Origin of the sequence: Methylocaldum sp. RMAD-M, from assembly GCF_017832375.1 — a bacterium.
Lineage (GTDB): Bacteria > Pseudomonadota > Gammaproteobacteria > Methylococcales > Methylococcaceae > Methylocaldum.
Map to the genome: position 1 here is coordinate 16,241 of NZ_JAFIBZ010000020.1, position 17,557 is coordinate 33,797.

Annotated in this window: 16 protein-coding genes, 1 tRNA gene and 1 pseudogene; 4 read left to right on the plus strand and 14 right to left on the minus strand. The window is 60.4% G+C overall.

Annotated features, from left to right (window positions below):
• Positions 1-2: 2 nt before the first annotated feature.
• The 10 genes from JOD69_RS16990 to JOD69_RS25260 all read right to left on the minus strand — a co-directional run bounded on the left by JOD69_RS16990 (position 3) and on the right by JOD69_RS25260 (position 13,016).
• On the minus strand, positions 3-914 hold the full coding sequence (locus JOD69_RS16990) for an acyltransferase domain-containing protein (protein WP_086133523.1): 912 nt from the start codon (positions 912-914) through the stop codon (positions 3-5).
• A gap of 20 nt (positions 915-934) precedes the next feature.
• Complete coding sequence (locus JOD69_RS16995; protein WP_086133524.1) at positions 935-1,756, minus strand: 2-oxoacid:acceptor oxidoreductase family protein; 822 nt, start codon at positions 1,754-1,756, stop codon at positions 935-937.
• A 1,007-nt stretch (positions 1,757-2,763) separates the two neighbouring features.
• On the minus strand, positions 2,764-3,159 hold the full coding sequence (locus JOD69_RS17000) for a hypothetical protein (protein ID WP_077730633.1): 396 nt from the start codon (positions 3,157-3,159) through the stop codon (positions 2,764-2,766).
• 474 nt (positions 3,160-3,633) lie between these two features.
• Complete coding sequence (locus JOD69_RS17005) at positions 3,634-4,782, minus strand: Fic family protein (protein ID WP_086133525.1); 1,149 nt, start codon at positions 4,780-4,782, stop codon at positions 3,634-3,636.
• Positions 4,783-4,961: 179 nt separating this feature from the next.
• A complete protein-coding gene (locus tag JOD69_RS17010) occupies positions 4,962-5,792 on the minus strand; it encodes a hypothetical protein (protein WP_086133526.1) in 831 nt (276 codons plus the stop codon).
• A gap of 50 nt (positions 5,793-5,842) precedes the next feature.
• Complete coding sequence (locus JOD69_RS17015; protein ID WP_086133527.1) at positions 5,843-8,866, minus strand: type I restriction endonuclease subunit R; 3,024 nt, start codon at positions 8,864-8,866, stop codon at positions 5,843-5,845.
• Positions 8,863-10,086 carry a restriction endonuclease subunit S gene (locus JOD69_RS17020; RefSeq protein ID WP_210024083.1) on the minus strand — a complete coding sequence of 408 codons (1,224 nt, stop codon included), beginning with the start codon at positions 10,084-10,086 and terminating at the stop codon, positions 8,863-8,865. Before JOD69_RS17020 ends, JOD69_RS17015 begins: the two co-directional genes overlap by 4 nt.
• The gene (locus JOD69_RS17025; protein ID WP_210024084.1) at positions 10,083-11,666 is read right to left on the minus strand and encodes a type I restriction-modification system subunit M; all 1,584 of its coding nucleotides are present in this window, start codon (positions 11,664-11,666) and stop codon (positions 10,083-10,085) included. Before JOD69_RS17025 ends, JOD69_RS17020 begins: the two co-directional genes overlap by 4 nt.
• A 54-nt stretch (positions 11,667-11,720) precedes the next feature.
• Entirely contained in the window at positions 11,721-12,053 is a 333-nt protein-coding gene (locus tag JOD69_RS17030; protein ID WP_086133531.1) for a helix-turn-helix domain-containing protein, read from the minus strand.
• Positions 12,054-12,488: 435 nt separating this feature from the next.
• A complete protein-coding gene (locus tag JOD69_RS25260; protein WP_205780980.1) occupies positions 12,489-13,016 on the minus strand; it encodes a hypothetical protein in 528 nt (175 codons plus the stop codon).
• A gap of 1 nt (position 13,017) precedes the next feature.
• On the opposite strand from JOD69_RS25260, the pseudogene JOD69_RS25265 reads away from it, so the two are divergent.
• From JOD69_RS25265 to JOD69_RS17050, 4 genes and pseudogenes are all read left to right on the plus strand, one after another.
• Positions 13,018-13,071, plus strand: a pseudogene (locus tag JOD69_RS25265) (hypothetical protein); the annotation flags it as partial.
• Between the two features lie 79 nt (positions 13,072-13,150).
• Positions 13,151-13,537, plus strand: coding sequence for a recombinase family protein (locus JOD69_RS17045; protein ID WP_240506825.1), 387 nt, complete (start codon positions 13,151-13,153; stop codon positions 13,535-13,537).
• Between the two features lie 73 nt (positions 13,538-13,610).
• A complete protein-coding gene (locus JOD69_RS25105; protein WP_280859664.1) occupies positions 13,611-13,733 on the plus strand; it encodes a hypothetical protein in 123 nt (40 codons plus the stop codon).
• The gene (locus JOD69_RS17050) at positions 13,730-14,176 is read left to right on the plus strand and encodes a hypothetical protein (RefSeq protein WP_086133532.1); all 447 of its coding nucleotides are present in this window, start codon (positions 13,730-13,732) and stop codon (positions 14,174-14,176) included. Before JOD69_RS25105 ends, JOD69_RS17050 begins: the two co-directional genes overlap by 4 nt.
• Positions 14,177-14,424: 248 nt before the next feature.
• Here JOD69_RS17050 and JOD69_RS17055 read toward each other — a convergent pair.
• The 4 genes from JOD69_RS17055 to JOD69_RS17070 all read right to left on the minus strand — a co-directional run bounded on the left by JOD69_RS17055 (position 14,425) and on the right by JOD69_RS17070 (position 17,490).
• Positions 14,425-14,500 (minus strand) — tRNA-Ala (locus tag JOD69_RS17055).
• Between the two features lie 599 nt (positions 14,501-15,099).
• Positions 15,100-15,699: an HD domain-containing protein gene (locus JOD69_RS17060; protein WP_086133533.1), complete on the minus strand. Its 600-nt coding sequence runs from the start codon at positions 15,697-15,699 to the stop codon at positions 15,100-15,102.
• Between the two features lie 111 nt (positions 15,700-15,810).
• Entirely contained in the window at positions 15,811-16,728 is a 918-nt protein-coding gene (locus JOD69_RS17065) for a pyridoxal-phosphate dependent enzyme (protein WP_086133534.1), read from the minus strand.
• Positions 16,729-16,926: 198 nt separating this feature from the next.
• Positions 16,927-17,490 (minus strand): hypothetical protein, encoded by a 564-nt coding sequence (locus JOD69_RS17070; RefSeq protein WP_077730622.1) that lies wholly within the window; start codon positions 17,488-17,490, stop codon positions 16,927-16,929.
• Positions 17,491-17,557: the final 67 nt, after the last annotated feature.

A 17,557-nucleotide genomic window follows, 5' to 3' on the forward strand; every position in this document is an offset into this window, starting at 1 on the left:
GTTCAAGCCCTCGCTTCGGATCGCTTCGTCTTGCGCAGATGGTCGACGTACCGCACCGGGGTATCCGGGGCGTTCCATCGGGCTATCTGGCTCAATACCCGGCTGGGACCGACTTCCACAAATTCGCGGTAGTGCTCCGAACGGAGATTTCGAACCAGTTGTTGCCACAACACGGTTTGGCATGGCTGGCGCGTAAGCGTGGCGAAAACTTGATCGGCGGACAGCAGCCGCTCGCCGGTGATATGCGACCACAAGGCATATACCGGCGCAGCCACGGTCAAGCCCAGTTCGGCAGCCCGCGCGGCGACTATTTCGGCGACGCGCCACATGCGGATCGAGTGGAAGGGGATACGGGCATCGATGTCGTCCCGGCGAATCAATGTCCCCTCAAGAGTGCGGCACAGCTGCTCGATGTCTTGTTCGCTCCCGTACACCACGATCTGGTAAGCGCTGTTGATCGCGAGCACTTCCACGGAGAAACGGTGAGCGAGACTATGGGCCCCGATGGGGGTGTTGGTGGTGATGACCGAGATTTTTCCGGTGTTCTCCGCGAATTCGTCCCAAGCGACGCTGAACATCGCCTGAAGCCAACGGAACGACATTTCCTCGGTCAATGAACAGGCAGCCACCGCTGCGGCGTAAAAACCCAGGCTATGGCCGCAACAGCCGTAGTTCGCGTCGGGGCTGGATTGCCGTACGACGCGCCACCACAGGAGGTTGAGAGCGTGTATCCGCAGCTGGTGCAGGTTTTCGCGCTCCCGATCGCTAGCTCCGTGCTCGGTACCGAGATCGCAGCCGACCAGCTCGCTCCAAGCGGCCAGGAGCTCTTCCGACCACGGATGGTGAATCCGGAATTTCTCGATCATGCCGGGGTAATCCGCCCCCAAACCTGGAAACATGTAACAACAAGGCATCGGTCGATTCTCGGTTCTGATTAAACGTTGGCTTCGGCGAGTTCCGCTTCGCCATATTCGGGGTGGACGCAGTCGGATGATTTTTGACGATTGGAGAGAGGCTTATTGGATGCTTCGCTGTAGAACCGCAGGAAACCCCATTCCATCGCCCGGATGTTCTTGTGCGCGGTACGTGGCGCCAAAGCGCCGAAGGCGAGCGTCTTGGCGCGTTGGATGTCGAGGTCGAAGGCGGCGCAGAAGAATCCGAGCATGGCGCTGGATGCATAAACCGCTTCCATGCGCTCGGATAGATGCCATTGCGCCAGGGGAATCAGCACGCAGTGAGCGCCTCGCCCTTCCAGTTCGCGCAGGATTTCCTGCGTGTCGGCGTAGGCGTACTGCTGGAGCCCGCCACAGATGGTTTCGATGCGTACATCGGAAAGAAGGCACCAGGAGCCGGGCCGCAGCCGGTCGCGATACCGAAGCGCCTCAAGGGGTTCCAGGCCGATCAGGATGTCTACGTCCGATACGGCCAGGGACGGCGCGCACACCGAACGACCAGCGATCAGCGTGGCGGCGGTGCTTGCGCGGCGTTGCGCCACACCGCGCTGCTCCGCCGTACACACATGGCAGTACCGGTCGGCGATCAGGTCGCGCAGTCGCCGGGTCAGGTTGGCCACACCTTGTCCGCCGATCCCTACCATGAGGATGCGAAGATCCTCTGGCAGTTCGCCGGGATGGAAGCGGTACGCTTCTGCCGTGTTCTCGGGGTCCGATGCCGACTGGCCACGGTCTTCCCACTGGATGAACTTGTTCCAGTCATTCCGAAGGCGCACGGCGGATGGACGTCTCGCTATGCTCATTTCGCATGCTCCTCTTCATATTGAAGTTCGTTTTCGTTCCTCACAATTTCACATCGGGTAAACGCTCCAAGGAGCGGCTGGAGAGTTGTCTCTCCGTCCGTGTGTTCTTGTTGAGGAGTTCTTAGGCGCAAGAGTCTATAGGGTGGGATGTTAATTAAATGTGACATATTCACGCGATAGCACGCGTTGTTGCGCCACGGCCGCCTGTAGGGCTTTTCCAAAGGCAATGCCGATGAGCCTACGCAGGTTGATCAGGACCGGTCGGCGAACGGCGTTGAGGACCGATATGTACAGACAGACACCGTTGGACGTTTTGCCGGTTCCAGGCGAGTGCCTCGTGCGCTAAGTACATTCAGGGAAGTCTTGCGGCATAGACAACCTGCAGGACAACCCCGCCAACCAAGCCAATCTGTCGAGATTCCGCAAATATTTGAGCAATGTACTTAGAGCGTTTTCATCGCGCTCGTACGGCAAAACCAGCTTGACGGAAGTCGTTGGCGCCTTCGGCTCGGGTGAATGGATTCAAGCATTCGTAGGTCGGCAATCCTTTGCCGACGAACCCGTTGGCCCAACGGCACCGTCGGGAAGGGTTGCGGCTAAAGCGACCGTTTGCGATTGGAAGGGTCGCGACTAAAGCGACCGTTTGCGATTGGGAAGGGATTCCCGACCTACTCGCGAGTTCCCGTACAGTCGGTATGAAAATGCTCTAAAAACAAAAAAGAGCTTCTGAAAGGCCTAGAATCTCTTGCTGAATCCGACATGGCGAAACGAAGTACGGCTGAGGTGCGGAATCGCTTCATGAAAATACGGTAGCGCCACGAAAAATGAGCGATACAGAAGGGAAGGCAAGCGATCGCAGCGTATCGAGTCGCCGCGCCATAGCGGCTTGATATGGCTGTGCGAGTCAAAACGCGGCGAACAGGTAGTCCAGTGCCGGACAGAAACAAGAATGGGTTGACACCGCAACTTGTCAGCAGACTTTCCGCCGGCACTGCGTCTTCGACAGCTTACTTCTGTATGGGAACAGCATTCAAAACGGAAAAGTCCGAGGCTTGAATCTCGGCGACGCCGCTGAGCCTGGTATCGGTCCCTGTGGCAGTGAGCCAGCAGGAATAGGCCAGGTTGCCCTGGATCGGCGCGACAAAAGCGCAATACGTGGCAGGTTGAAGTTCGGCGTCACAAGTGTCGCTAGAGGGAGCGACGGTCTCGTTAGTGTTCGTGAATATCTGGCGTTGCGTGATTGTCACCGGGGACAAGCCGTAATTGAAGATTCGGCAACTGATATTCCCGCCTACAGAGCCGGGACCGCCATAGGCCGGACCCCCGGCGAAGATTTCTGCCTGTGCGGTTCCAAAGAAGCCGATCAGACTAGCAAGCGCAGCAAATGTAAGACGAGCGTTCATGGCAATCTCCTTTGCTCACTAACGATGGATCCTATAAAGGGTTGCTTTGGTTAAACTCGGGTGAATTCAATTAGCCAAACGCGGCAACCCTTAGCAAAGTTATCTAAATAACATCGTTGAGCCGGTCCGTATATCGGTAAGATTACAGCGAAGTTAATTTAATGAATCAGGGACAAAAGCATCTGGCCGGCACCCTGCGAGATCCGCAGAGCCTCAAGTTCTATGCCCTACGAGTCGACCTTTGCAAAATGGCCGATGGAGCGATCCGAATGGGACATCGAATACGCGCGAAGCGTCAATGAGGAAGTGTTGGACGAAATGACGCGTGTGCTTTGACTATGGACCGCGAGTCAAATTACGAAAGCCTGACCGCTTCTTGGCTTCGTGTCATATGGTGGTGGATGGTTGACCGCAGGAATGGTTCCTCGGTCAGCCATTTCGAACCGGTGCAAACTGATGCGAATTCCCGCGTAATCACCGCGACAGCAGCTCGATGTAGGGCTGGTAGCTGTAGCTCCGATTCGTCTTCTGGCCGGTCATTTCCGTCACGATGCCCAGGTCTTCCAGCACCTTGACGGCCGCAGTGGCAGTCGGAAAGCTGGTGTCCAAGCTTTTCCGCACCCGCTCGATGGTGAAGCGCGGCATCATCGGCAGCATTTCGAACAGCCGGTAGCTGGCGGGCCCACCCTTGGGTGCTTCGAGTAGGCGGCGCCGATCCGCCGCGATCAGGCTAGCGATTGCGATGATGCTGCGCTCGGCGTCACTGGCGGCTGTTGCCACGCCTTCGAGGAAGAACGCGACCCAGGACTCCCAGTCGCCCTCGGTGCGGATGATCGACAGGCGCCGGTAATACTCGGCCTGATGTTGCTTCAGGTAGCCGCTCAGGTACATCAGTGGCTCGGGCAACAGGCGCCAGTGTTCGAGCAGCGCTGCAATTAGGAGGCGTCCGATACGGCCATTGCCGTCGAGGAAGGGGTGGATGGTTTCGAACTGGGCATGTGCTAGCGCAATCCTCACCAGAGGCGGGAGCGTGCCAGCCTCGCCGTGAATGAATTGCTCCAGATCGCCCAGCAGACCTGCCACCCGGTCGGCCGGTGGCGGCACGAAAGCCGCGTTGCCCGGCCGAGTGCCGCCGATCCAGTTCTGGGAACGCCGCAGTTCACCGGGCTGCTTGCCGGCACCTCGCACCCCGTCCAGCAGGACACGGTGGGCCTCACACAGGAGGCGCACGCTGATGGGCAGCCGGTTGGGATCGCGCAGGTTGTCCTGCACCAGTCGAAAGGCACGCAGATAGTTGGTGACTTCCTCGACATCGTCCGTGTTGCTGACGGCGAATCCCGCTTCCTCGTCGAACAGGTCGGTCAATGTGGCCTGGGTACCTTCGATTTGCGAGGTGAGCAGGGCCTCCTTGCGGATCGCGCTGTACAGCAGCCAGTCAACTGATGGCACGAGCCCCGACACCCCGGACAGACGGGCGAGCGCCAGCTCTGCCTGATGGTTCAGGTCGGCATACGCCTCAGGCGCTAGCGCAGGCGCGGCGGGCGGCAGGGGATGCGGGACGAAGGCCCGAACCGATTCGCCCAGCGTCGTCGAGATGGCGTAAGTGCCCGTAGTCCGATTCATGGTGAAGACATCTTTAATGCGAGCTTTCTGTATTAAAGCATTCTTTAATACGAAGCGCCAGCATTAAAGCACCCTTTGATCAGAGAGCCTGCCGCCGACTTACCCACCCGAACTGTCAAGGATGCCTTGACGGTTGCCGGGCGGTACTGCTCCAAGAATCGGCTACTTGTCGCGACCGGTCATGGCCACTGCCGCTTCCGCATCACGTACTGCCTGTCTGCCCAGGCAAACTGGAAGAACTCTTTCATGTCTGGCACCTCTGCCGCGCCGGATTGAGCGGTGCGATTGACCGCCCACGCGCTGTCACAAAGCGAGTCGAGCACATCGCGCAACGCGGCGATCAGGGTAATCAGTGCGTAGATGGCGTACTTGGCGGCAGTGTCCAGTTCCGAGGCTCGGACGTGCAGTGGCGCAACATCCATTCGTTGCTGGTTGAGATCGCTCATCAGGCTGGCTGCGACATTTCCAAACGCAATGCTCGCTATCCGTCCGTTCATCTGCGCGCGTTCGCGTTCTCGCGTCGTGGCCTGCGTTTGCATGATCTGGCTCGCAATCTCGCCCCATCGCGCGATGGGGTCGACCATTGTCTGATGCCTGTGGCCAGTCAACTTGTTGATGTTGGAATAGTGCCCGCCGGGGTGAGCGAAATCGTCAAGAAAGCCCAGGATCACGATTGGCAATGAATCGGATTGAAATCCATCCAGTGCGGTCACGTTGCGCGAAGAGCAGACGGCCTTTGCGGCGTCGAAGAGGGCACGAAGCTTGTGTCCATAGCCCTCGACAGTTTTGCTGTCGGGAGGAACCAACTGGTTGCGCGCCATATGGTCGAGGATCAAGACCAGCTTCAACACCCGCTCAAACCCGATCGATAGTTCGAAGAAGGCCGAATAGAACAGTCCCTTCTTGTCCCCCAGATTGGCGCGACGCAGGGCCGTCAGGCCATTGCAGAGGCAGGCTTGGGCCAGCAGCCCCTCCTGTTCCAAGAGGTACCATGTCGGGCTGAACAGCATTAAGCCCCCTCCCTCTCGTTGCACGTCGCTGAGCCGAAATCCATAGGCAATTAACTCACCAGCCCGAAATACCGCTCGAAGAAGGCGGCCAGTTTGTCCAGCACGGTCTGCTTCTTGCGCCCGTGGCCGTTATCCTTCGAGAAGCGTGACACCGGCGGCAGTATCTTGGTGATGGCGGTGCCGGCGGTCGGGATGGCGCCGTCGCGGAAGGCGTTGTCGATGAAGGCACGGGCTTCCTTGGCGTTCAGGTTCTCGTCCTGGATAATGCGCTCCAGTTCCTCGGCCTTTTTGGCCACCACAAAGGCCTGCCACTGGGCATCCACCTTGCCCTTGGTGGACACGGCTTCCACGAATTGCTCGATGAGGTCCTTCTTGTTGCGCAAACTCGGGCTGGCATTCACGGCGCGCTCGATATTGGCGCGGATTTCCTTGTCCTCGCCCGTGCCTTTTTTCTTCAGGTACTGCTCCACCAGCATCAGGATGTAATCGACGTTGATCTCGACCTGCTTGATCAACTCGATCTCGAACACCACGTCGTCGTTGATGCTTTCCTTTTCCGCTTCCGACGCGGCGCGGAACTCGGCATAGAGATTCAGGTAGAGGCTCTGGTAATCCTGGAAATCGCGCTGGCTGAGAATCTCATTGCCGGCAAAGTCATCGAAAGCGGTGAGGATGTTTTTCAGCCGCAGGATGGCGCCGAACAGCTTGATGAAGGCCTTCTGCGCCGCTTCACCTGTGATCGTGGTGCCCAGGGGGAACAGCGCCTGCAACTCGGCAACCTTGCCCTGGTATTCGGCGTAATACTCGGCGTAGGGCTTCAGTAGCACGATGCCCTTGGCGTCCTTGTTGCCGAACAGGGCCAGGGCATCGTTGGTGGCGTCCTCCAGGTTGCGGAAGGAGACGATGTTGCCGTAGGTCTTGACCGAGTTGAGGATGCGGTTGGTGCGTGAATAGGCCTGGATCAGGCCGTGGGCCTTCAGGTTCTTGTCCACCCATAGGGTATTCAGCGTGGTGGCGTCGAAGCCGGTCAGGAACATGTTGACCACGATCACCAAATCCAGCTCGCGGGTCTTCAGGCGTTGGGACAGATCCTTGTAGTAGTTCTGGAACTTGTCGGCGGAGGTGTCGAAGCTGGTGCCGAACAGGGCGTTGTAGTCCTGTATCGCGGCCTCCAGGAAATCGCGCGCGCTCTGGTCCAGCCCCTCGGTTTCGAATTCCTCTTCGCCCAGCAGGCCATCGGGATCGTCCTCGTTGGCGGCGAAGCTGTAGATCAGACCGACCTTCAACTGTTGCGCTGCCGGCAAGGCCGCCTGCTGGGCCTTGAATTCACTGTAGTAGCGCCGGGCGGCATCGATGGACGCCGTGGCGAACAGCGAATTGAAACCTGCCAGCCGTTTGCCGTGCATTTTGTAAGAGGCGGCGCGCTTGGTCTTCTGGTCGAAGTGCTCGCGGATGTAGCCGACGATCTGGCTGATGCGTTCCGGCGCCAGCAGCGCCCGCTCGGTGTCGATGGCCGGCACCTGCTTGTCCTTGATGTGATCGGACTTCTTGATGGTATTGATGTAGTCGATGCGAAACGGCAACACGTTCTTGTCGTTGATGGCATCGACAATGGTGTAGGTGTGCAGTTTGTCGCCAAAGGCCTGCGCGGTGGTGCGGCGCAGCGGGTTGCCGCCGCTGCCCGCGTTTTCCGCAAAGATCGGCGTGCCGGTGAAACCGAACAGGTGATAGCGCTTGAACACCCGGGTAATCTCGGCGTGCATGTCGCCGAACTGGCTGCGGTGGCACTCGTCGAAAATCACCACCACATGCTGGTCATAGACCGGGTGCTTTCTGTTGTTGGCCACGAAGCGGGACAGCTTCTGTATGGTGGTGATGATGATGCGGGCGTTGGGGTCTTCCAGCTGCTTCTGCAGCACGGCGGTGGAGGTGTTGGAGTTGGCCGCGCCCTTCTCGAAGCGCTCGTATTCGCGCATGGTCTGGTAGTCCAGATCCTTGCGGTCCACCACGAACAGCACCTTGTCGATGCCGGCCAAGCCGCGCGCCAGTTGCGCCGCCTTGAAGCTGGTCAGGGTCTTGCCTGAGCCTGTGGTGTGCCAGATATAGCCGCCCGCCGCCACGCTGCCGAGCTGCCGGTGATTGGTGCTGGTGGCGATGCGCTGCAGGATCTGCTCGGCGGCGACGATCTGATAGGGCCGCATCACCAGCAGCTTGCGATCCACGTCGAACACGCAGTAGCGGGTGAGCACATTCAGCAGCGAGTGCTTGGCGAAAAAGGTTTTGGTAAAGCCGTCCAGTTCGGTGATGGGCCGGTTCTTGGCATCGGCCCACCAGCTGGTAAAGGCGAAGCTGTTGGAAGTCTTGCTCCTGCTGCGTTTGCTGCGCTGTTCGGCCAGGTGGCCGTCGCGCACCGTATTGCTGTAGTACTTAGTCAGGGTGCCGTTGCTGATTACGAACAACTGCACATACTCGAACAGGCCCGATCCGGCCCAGAAGCTGTCGCGCTGGTAGCGGTTGATCTGGTTGAAGGCCTCGCGGATGTCCACGCCCCGGCGCTTGAGTTCCACATGCACCATGGGCAGGCCGTTGACCAGGATGGTCACATCGAAACGGGTGCTGCGCGTACCTTCCGCCTCATACTGGTTGATCACCTGCAGGCGGTTGTTGTGGATGTTCTGCTTGTCGATCAGGTAAATGTTCTTGGTGCTGCCGTTGTCGCGTTTGAGCAACTGCACATGGTCTTCCTGAATGCGCGCGGTCTTTTCCACCAAGCCGTCATTGGCGCCCGCAATGCAGGTGCTGAAAAAGCGCTGCCACTCGGCATCGGAAAACGCGATCTTGTTCAGGGCTTCAAGTTGCGCGCGCAGGTTGGCGACCAGCGCGGCTTCCGAGGTCAGGGGCAGGTAGTCGTAGGCCTGCTTCTGCAACTGGGCGATAAAGTCGCGCTCCAGCGCCGCCTCGCTCTGGTAGCCCGGCTCGCGCACCCCCGGCTCGGGCACGAACTCGGCCACCACCGTGCTCTCGCTGGAGAGCGCGATGGGCTCGTAGCGGTGGGGTTTGAGGTCTTCGCTCACGCGGCCTCCTTGAAGCTCAGCAGCCGGTCGCGGTAGTGCTCGTACTGCTGTCGGCGCGCCTGGATCTCGGCCGGCAGGCCGCTGGAGAGGTCGTTCACCAGCGCATCGAATTTGTCGAGGATGGCGACGATGCGTTGTTGTTCTTCCAGGGGTGGGACAGGAACCTTGATTTGCGACATGACATTACTCATCAGCTTTGGGTTGCCCATACCATCACTGACATACCGCTTCGTAAGCCCGCCTAGTGCGTAGTAGAGAAACTTGGTGCTTACGTGATTGCAGTCCAGCACTTTCAGAAGGCCGCAGACATTGGTGATGCTGAACTGTTTGTCGCGGTGGTAGAAAACCGAACCCGCGTTGGCGCCATCAGTCGTCCATGTAATGGATTCGAAGTCGTAGTCATAGGTGTCAATGAAGCCAAAGACGCCATCGTTCGCAGTCTGCGACGAGTACACCGGATACGGCCCGGCGTGATCGCGCAGGTAATCCTTCGACATGACGCGACCACGATTGATTTGACAAATCTCACCCAAGGTCGTCCACCTTATCCTTGCTTGCTTGCTTGCTTGCTTGCTTGCGCCGCTCATGCGCTCATCGAAGCTGAGCAGCGCGTCGCGGTAGTACTGGTACTGCCGCCGACGCGCCTCCAGCTCCGCCTCCAGCTCCGCCTCCAGCTCCGCCTCCAGCTGGGTGAAGCTGTCCAGCACCTTCACGATTTCGCGCTGGATTTCGAGGGGTGGGATGGGAATGCGGAAAGCCTTTACCGCGCCATCTGTAATAGCGGGGTAACTGGCGCCTCGCTCATTTGCCTCGACGTGGGAATAGAACGACTCAGTTCCAAGGAGGTGAAAGACGAAGTTCGGTAGCACCCGTTCTCTGTTTGGCCGAAGTACACAATAGCCAGTACTGCATACCTGTCCGTCGTATTCTGAGGGAATCAGGGTGTAGCGTTTAAGCATGGGGCGCGTGGTGCCGAATATCACGTCGCCTTCTTGAACGATCTGTTGTGCCCGACTTGGTGCATTCTCGCTGGTTATTGTCTGGGTCTCGACGATTGCATGGGTTATTCGATCAACTGACGTAAGATCGATATATTGGAACTCTTGGCCATTTGTATCCGGCCATTTGATATTGGTCGTTCGGTGCGTGACTTTCTTGAGTTCGCAGAACTCCACCCCTTCCGGGCAAAGCTCGGCAATCAACCCATCAATCCGGCTCATGCCCGCTCTCCTTCCAGATCCGCCACGATGGCATCGATGGCCGTTCGCAATTCCGCCTGCCGCGCGACGATGCGGGCAATTTCGGCATTGAGCGTTTTGATATCCACCGCCTCGCGGGTGTCCTTCTGCTCCACATAGCTGGAGACGGCGATGTTGTAGCCGTTGGAGGCAATCTCGCCGTTGTCCACCAGTCGGGTGAAATGGGTGATGTCTTTGCGCTTCGTGAAGGCATCGAGAATCTTCTGCTGATGCGCCGCGGCGAGCTTGTTCTTGTTGCCGCTGCGGGTGAACAGGCTGCTGGCGTCGATGAACAGGGTGGCGTTGTCGTGCTTGGATTTCTTCAGCACGATGATGCAGGTGGCGATGGTGGTGCCGAAGAACAGGTCCGGCGGCAACTGGATCACCGCGTCCACGTAGTTGTTGTCGATCAGGTACTTTCGAATCTTGGCTTCCGCGCCGCCGCGATAGAGCACGCCGGGGAATTCGACAATGGCGGCGGTGCCGTTGACCGCCAGCCAGCTCAGGATGTGCAGGGTAAAGGCCAGATCGGCCTTGCTCTTGGGTGCCAGCACGCCGGCCGGAGCGAAGCGCGGGTCGTTGATCAGCAGCGGGTTGGCGTCGCCGTCCCATTTGATGGAGTAGGGCGGATTGGAAACGATGGCCTCGAAGGGCTCGTCGTCCCAGTGCTGCGGGTCGGTGAGCGTGTCACCGTGGGCGATGTCGAATTTCTCGTAGTTGATGTCGTGCAGGAACATGTTGATGCGGCACAGGTTGTAGGTGGTGAGGTTCACCTCCTGCCCATAGAAGCCCTGGCGCACCTTGTCCGGCCCCAGCACCTTGGCGAATTTCAGCAGCAGCGAACCGGAGCCGCAGGCCGGGTCGTACACCTTGTTCACCTCGGTCTTGCCCACCACGGTGAGGCGGGCCAGCAGTTCGGAGACTTCCTGCGGGGTGTAGAACTCGCCGCCGGACTTGCCGGCGGTGGAGGCGTACATCTGCATCAGGTATTCGTAGGCGTCGCCGAACAGGTCGATGCTGTTGCGCGAGAAGCTGCCGGCGCCGTTGGAGAGCGGCAGGTCGCCGATGGCGTCGAGCAACTTGACCAGCTTTTCGTTGCGCCTGGCCACGGTGGGTCCGAGCTTGCTGCTGTTCACATCCAGGTCGTCGAACAGGCCCTTGAAGTCGTCTTCGCTGTCCGAACCCTTGGCGGAGGCCTCGATGTCGACAAAGATGCGCGAGAGGGTTTCGTTGAGGTTGGCATCCTGCCGGGCCCTGGCGCGCACATTGGCGAACAGCTCCGAGGGCAGGATGTAGAAGCCCTTTTCCTTCACCGTCTCCAAACGGCCGAATTCGGCATCTTTGTCGCTGAGGGTCGCGTAGTCGAAATCCTTGTGGCCGGCGCGGCGCTCCTGTTCATTGAGATAGCCGGTGAGGTTCTCGGAGATGAAGCGGTAGAACAACATGCCGAGCACGTAGCTCTTGAAGTCCCAGCCGTCGACGCTGCCGCGCAGGTCGTTGGCGATGCGCCAGATGGTCTTGTGCAGTTCGGCGCGTTCGGTTTCTTTGGTGTTGTTCGTCATTCGGGCCTTCTGCCAGTCGATTGCGTGCTGTTGTTGGTTATTGGGCGCGCCGGATCAATCCAGCACGACCAGAAATTCGGTGGCCAGCGCCTCCGGGCGCACGGCGCGGGTATCCGGGCTGCGGTGCAGCTTGACCAGGCCGTAACCCTCCAGATTGCGCAGCGTGCGCGACAGATTGCTGGCCGCGCGGCCGGAGAGTTCAGCCAGTTCCAGTACCGTGCGGGGCTGCTTCTCCTGCATCAGGCGCAGCAGTGCCCGGTTCTCGTCCGACAGCACGCCGGCCAGCTGGCGCCATGACGCGAACCAGACCGTGGGCGTGGGCGCTTCGCTGTAGCTGGAAGCCTGGTGGGCCCGTTTATCCGAGCAGATGCCGACGACCGTGCGCATGAATGCTCTCCCCCTGTGTGCCGTTGATGCTATCACGCGAGCATCGTATCGGACAGCCGCAGCCTCGAATTTATTCCGGGCCTGCACAAATCCGCCGGGAGCGGATTTGGACAGCCGGAGGCTGGCCGCGAAGCGGCAGGCCCCAGGGACGGGGCCTGCAAACCTCGGTTTGCACCCTGACGGTGGAGGGGCAGCGCGCTCGCGCCCCCCGTATGCGAATCCGGCCAGGAAGGACCCGTATGCTTGGACGAGACATCGTTCCCATGCCCGGCCAGCCATTGGCATCGAGGGAGGTGAGCATTCCCGATGCTCACCCACTCTCTTTAGAGAGGAAACGCCGGGAACCGGAAAAGTGGCGCCGTTGCCGGGCTTGCGCGTTCCCACCCCGGTCCGGGAACGGTTGTGGCCGGGAACGGATGCTTGCTCCGGGAATGCTCACGCCTGATCCGGCTGGCTCGCGTTCGCGCGCTTCAGATGCCCGGTGACGAAGGGGGCCTCGCCGCTGGCCATGGGGCCATCGGGCACGTCGAGCCACTTCACCAGCTTCGAGCCATCGACCATGGCCATGACCAGTTCCTCCCGGTCGAGCAGCGTGCCGACCCGTTCGGCCAACCGGTGCTTGCCGATGGCGTGGAAGGCTTCCGGCAGTTCATGGCGGCGCTCGTGGACGCCGTTGCCGCCGGTCTTGGTGTAGGGCTTGCCCTCGGCGGCGGCGCGGGCGATGGCGGCCTTGAGTGCGGGCAGCAGATCGACGTCGGTCTGGCGGGCGCGGATCTGGGTGCGCAGGGCATCGTCGCCGAGATCGAACTGTAGGAGCAGTTGCCGGCCTTCATCGGCGTGATCGCCCGGGGCGGCACGGCGCCCAGCATTCCAAGATTCGCGTACCCGGACGCGGCGTGGAATGCCACCTGATGCCCGGCACAGTGACTGGTGCGCGAATGGGACAAGTGAGCACCGCGTCACCGTGACGGCCGATGGTCTCTACGAGCTGAACGGCCAGCGCTTCAAGAGCCTGTCCGCGGCGGCGCGTCACATCACCGGCACGCAGTGGTCGGGGCCGAAGTTCTTCGGGCTCAAGCCGGGCAAGGGAGGCAGCGATGAGTGCAGCCATCCAGTCCTCGCCCAAACGCTGCGCGGTCTACTGCCGGGTCTCCAGCGACGAATGCCTCGACCAGTCCTTCAACTCCATCGACGCGCAGAAGGAGGCCGGCCATGCTTTCATCAAGAGCCAGCCCCACGAGGGCTGGATCGCGGTGGCGGACGACTACGATGACGGCGCCTTCTCCGGCGGCAACATGGAGCGGCCCGCGCTCAAGCGCCTGCTGGCCGACATCGAAGCGAGCCGCATCGACATCGTGGTGGTCTCATCCGCGACAAGATCGCCGCCAGCAAGGCCAAGGGCATGTGGATGGGCGGGCCGCTGCCGCTGGGTTACGACGCGCAGAACCGCCTGCTGTTCATCAACGAGGCGGAAGCGACGGTAGTGCGGCGCATCTTTGCGGACTTTGCCCGCGCCCGCTCGACCACCCACATGGTGCGCAACTACTGATCGAGCGCGTGCAGATCGGCGACGACGGGCTGGAGATCCTCTGGCGCGACGCCGGCTGGGCTGGACTGATCGAGGAGCTGCGTCCCGGCAGCATCGGTGCGGAACTCGCGGAAGTGGAGATGATGGTATGACGCGGATTCGGCAGACAGGCGAGGCGACAATCCAGAACCGCATCGACGGCGATGCGGTGAAGCTGTCCACATTCATCCCGCTCAAGATCCGCAAGCGCGGCGTGCGCAAGGTGGTGATCCGCCCGGACGGGGAGAGCACACGACCCTCCAGCCGCAGCCAGCACGACAACCCGCTGCTGGTGGCGCTGGCGCGGGCCTTCTACTGGCAACAGCTGCTCGACGACGGCGTAGTGGTCAGCGGCACCGATATCGCCCAGCGTGAGGGACTGCATCACTCAACCGTGAACGAACTGCTGCGCCTGACCTTCCTGGAACCCGCCATCATCCAGGCCATTCTGGCTGGCAAGCAGCCGCGCTGCATGAGCCTGATCTGGTTCCAGCGCAACCCCCTGCCGCAGGACTGGATCGAGCAGCGGCGGGTGATCGACGGGTTCGATGCGTAGCGGTTTCTCGGCAAATCGGTGGCCATGGTTGACCGCAGAAAGGCCGCGCCAAACCCGCGAAATCACTGGTCTCTGCGCCGCGACTACCCGCAGGGCAAACAGAGAAAAGAGACTGGGCTGGCAGGAAAATGGGGCGTTTCGGGGCATCTGGGCGCGTTTGCACCCGCAGGGCATTCGCCCGGAATCCCGCGCCATGTGGGGATTTCAGGCAAGAAAAAGGGCCTGGAGACTATCCAGGCCCTGGGTATTGGTGGACCGGAGGAGGATCGAACTCCCGACCTCTGCATTGCGAACGCAGCGCTCTCCCAGCTGAGCTACCGGCCCAAGTGCAAAAAAAGACAAGGCTTATCTTTAGATACAATACTCCTTCGACATCCTTCTTTTCAACCTTGCTAAAAGCTTGCTGCACGACTCCGGCTCACCGGTTGCTCTCGGCCGGAGACGAACGTGCTGATCGTGGGCATTGGTCAAACAAGAAAAGCATGTCTTTTGCCCATTGATCAATAGCCAGAGCATTTTCATACCTAGTGTACGGGCACTCGCGCGTAGGTCGGGAATCCCTTCCAATCGCAAACGGTCATCCGGGGAGCACCCGAATGACCCTTCCAATCGCAAACGGTCGCTTTAGTCGCGACCCTTCCAATCGCAAACGGTCGGCCTGGGAGCGCCGAAGCCGCCGTTCCCGACGGTGCCGTTGGGCCAACGGGTTCGTCGGCAAAGGATTGCCGACCTACGAAAGCTTGAGTCGATCTACCCTGGCCGAAGGTACCAACGACTCCTGCCAGGCCTGTTTTGCCGTACGAGCGCGATGAAAACGCTCTAAGAGCCTATCTCAGTAGGCCGTTCGCCCTGAGCCCTTCGACTCCGCTCACGACAGGCCGGTCGAAGGGTTTCGGGGACCTACTGGGATAGGCTCAAAATCGCTATTCTTTGCCCGGAAGCAGATAATCCCGCTCCACCGCCTCGTCGATTAGTCCTCGGGCATAGTCCCATAGCGCGGTGGAACCGGCGGCGATGCGGGCATTGGCCGCCAACACCTGGTCGGCGGTGACGCCATGGTGCCGCCAGGCGCGGCCTTCGGTCAGGAAGTTGTGCAACAAAGGCATGAGTCGATCTAGAGACGCCGCAAAGCGGGCTTCGGTCGTCTCGCCCATTTCAAACTCTTCCCACAGCGCCCGCAGTTCCGCCGCCTGATCGTCCGGCAACATCCCATAAATCCGTTCGGCCGCCTGCCGTTCCCGTTCGGGCTTGCTGACGTTTCCCGCGACATCGTAGATCAGAACGTCGCCGGCATCGATTTCGACCACGTCATGGAGCAGCAGCAGCTTGACGACCCGCGCGAGGTCGAGGTCCATGTCGGCGTTGGCGTGCTCGGAGAGCACCAAGGCCATCAGCGCGACATGCCAGCTGTGCTCCGCCGAATTCTCCCGGCGCGAGCCGTCCGCCAGCCAGGACTGGCGAACGATGGTCTTGAGTTTGTCCAACTCGACGATGAAGCCGATTTGCCGTTTCAGTCTGTCCATGGGGAATCTCTACAAGGGGATTGATGGAGGATCGTAGGATGGGTAGAGCGGAGCGAAACCCATCGGAATCGAAAGCCTCGCAATGATGGGTTTCGCTCCGGTCTACCCATCCTACCGCAGCAACGTCCGATAAACCTCCCCATCCACATTCCCGCCGCTGATCACACAACAGACCGACTGTCCGCGGAAGCGTTCCGGTTCGGTCAGCAGAGCGGCCACGGCGAGGGCGCCGGTAGGTTCGGCCTTGAGATTGGCGAGTTCGAACAACAGCTTGACGCCCTGGGCAATTGAGGTTTCCGGTACCTCGACGATGCCGGCAAGCCCCGTATGCAAAATTTCCCAGTTGCGCCGGCCCAGGCTCAGGGTGCGCGCGCCGTCGGCGAGGGTTTGCGGTTCGGATTCGTTAACCACGATGCGCCCGGCTCTCAGAGAGCGTGCGGCATCGTTGCCCAGCAGCGGTTCCGCGCCGATCACGGGCGTCGATCGGCCGGCGCGACGCAGTCCCGTGATCAGACCGGCAGTGAGGCCGCCACCGCCCACGGGCGCGATGACCGCGTCGAATAGGTCGCCCAGAGCGGCAATTTCCTCTCCCAGGCTGGCATTGCCTTCGATTACCAACGGATCATCGTAGGCGCTGGCAACATAGGCATCGGGGCAGTCTGCGGCGAGTTCCGCCAGCCGTTCGGCCCGGCTTTTCACGCTTGTGTCCACTTCGTCTATCGTACCCCCGTATTCCCGCACCGCGTCCATTTTGACCCTGGCCGAAGTCGCCGGCATGACCACCCGGCAGGACTTGCCCAGCAGCCCGCAGGCATAGGCCAGCGCCTGTCCGAAGTTGCCGGACGACGCGGCGATGATCTGCCGTTGAGGGACTTTCGAAGCCAGATGGTAGGCGGCGCGGAACTTGAAACTGCCGGTGTGCTGGAAGGTTTCGCTGACCAGGGTAAGGTTCGCACCGACTCTTCGGGAGAGACGCGGCGCTGCGATTACGGACGTGGGATGCAGGACTGCGTTGAGGGATTGCGGCATCGTGGATACGTATTTGATTCAGGGCTTGGAATGATCTGCGGACCGGTCTGTTTGCCTTCGGTTCGTAACGCGTCGCCCCATCGCGCTGTGTCGCGATGGAAACGTTTCGACGGCACCCTAGACCTATCGCAGTAGACCGTTCGCCCTGAGCCTGTCTAAGGGCCTATCGTGAACCTGTCGAACTGTCTCTGATCGGTTCTAAGGCGACCGCTTCAAACTCGTCATCTGCTGCAGTGCTTCCCGGTGACCGAGCCGGCTTTGGCGCAAATTGACATACCATTGGCAATAGGCGCCGTAATTGCCGACCACACTGGCCTTGGCCACATCGGTCATGCCATCCAGCAGGGTCAGGAGAGATTCGCGGATATTCTGCTCTGCCAGCAGGTCCCGTGTTTGTACGGTTCGGTTGGCGACCATCCGTCGGTCTTCCTGCGTGAGCTTGGCGAGGAGTTTGATGCGTTGCTCGTATGCCGCCACGTCGCCGGGCGTCGGCCGATAGGAAGAGTCGTCGCGGTGTTCCTGAAGTGCCAGCCATTCGGCTGCGACGTCCTTCTCCGCCAGGTTCAGGAATTTTGCTTTGCGCAACTCTGCCAGTCGGTCGGAGCGCGTCAATGGCGATTCGACAGCGGCGGGGATGTTCTGGCTAGAGGAAGAATCCGGACTGTCGCATCCGGCTGCGACGATGACAAGGCCCATGGCGATCACCGGGTTGCTGAGCTCCCGGAGCGGCTTCGTACCGCGAAAGGGTTTTGATTGAGTCACCGGCTACTCCGAAAAGTTGGCGTCAGATCAGAGCGAAAAGGTTACCACAGCGAGCGCGAAATCCTGG

What these genes read in the sequence shown, in the direction of transcription:
- JOD69_RS17005 (WP_086133525.1), bottom strand. Translation starts at nt 4,782, where the DNA reads ATGAATCGGACTACGGGCACTTACGCCATCTCGACGACGCTGGGCGAA.
- JOD69_RS17020 (WP_210024083.1), bottom strand. Translation starts at nt 10,086, where the DNA reads ATGAGCCGGATTGATGGGTTGATTGCCGAGCTTTGCCCGGAAGGGGTG.
- JOD69_RS17030 (WP_086133531.1), bottom strand. Translation starts at nt 12,053, where the DNA reads ATGCGCACGGTCGTCGGCATCTGCTCGGATAAACGGGCCCACCAGGCT.
- JOD69_RS17050 (WP_086133532.1), top strand. Translation starts at nt 13,730, where the DNA reads ATGACGCGGATTCGGCAGACAGGCGAGGCGACAATCCAGAACCGCATC.
- JOD69_RS17065 (WP_086133534.1), bottom strand. Translation starts at nt 16,728, where the DNA reads ATGCCGCAATCCCTCAACGCAGTCCTGCATCCCACGTCCGTAATCGCA.
- JOD69_RS17060 (WP_086133533.1), bottom strand. Translation starts at nt 15,699, where the DNA reads ATGGACAGACTGAAACGGCAAATCGGCTTCATCGTCGAGTTGGACAAA.
- JOD69_RS17025 (WP_210024084.1), bottom strand. Translation starts at nt 11,666, where the DNA reads ATGACGAACAACACCAAAGAAACCGAACGCGCCGAACTGCACAAGACC.
- JOD69_RS17045 (WP_240506825.1), top strand. Translation starts at nt 13,151, where the DNA reads ATGAGTGCAGCCATCCAGTCCTCGCCCAAACGCTGCGCGGTCTACTGC.
- JOD69_RS16995 (WP_086133524.1), bottom strand. Translation starts at nt 1,756, where the DNA reads ATGAGCATAGCGAGACGTCCATCCGCCGTGCGCCTTCGGAATGACTGG.
- JOD69_RS17010 (WP_086133526.1), bottom strand. Translation starts at nt 5,792, where the DNA reads ATGCTGTTCAGCCCGACATGGTACCTCTTGGAACAGGAGGGGCTGCTG.
- JOD69_RS16990 (WP_086133523.1), bottom strand. Translation starts at nt 914, where the DNA reads ATGCCTTGTTGTTACATGTTTCCAGGTTTGGGGGCGGATTACCCCGGC.
- JOD69_RS17000 (WP_077730633.1), bottom strand. Translation starts at nt 3,159, where the DNA reads ATGAACGCTCGTCTTACATTTGCTGCGCTTGCTAGTCTGATCGGCTTC.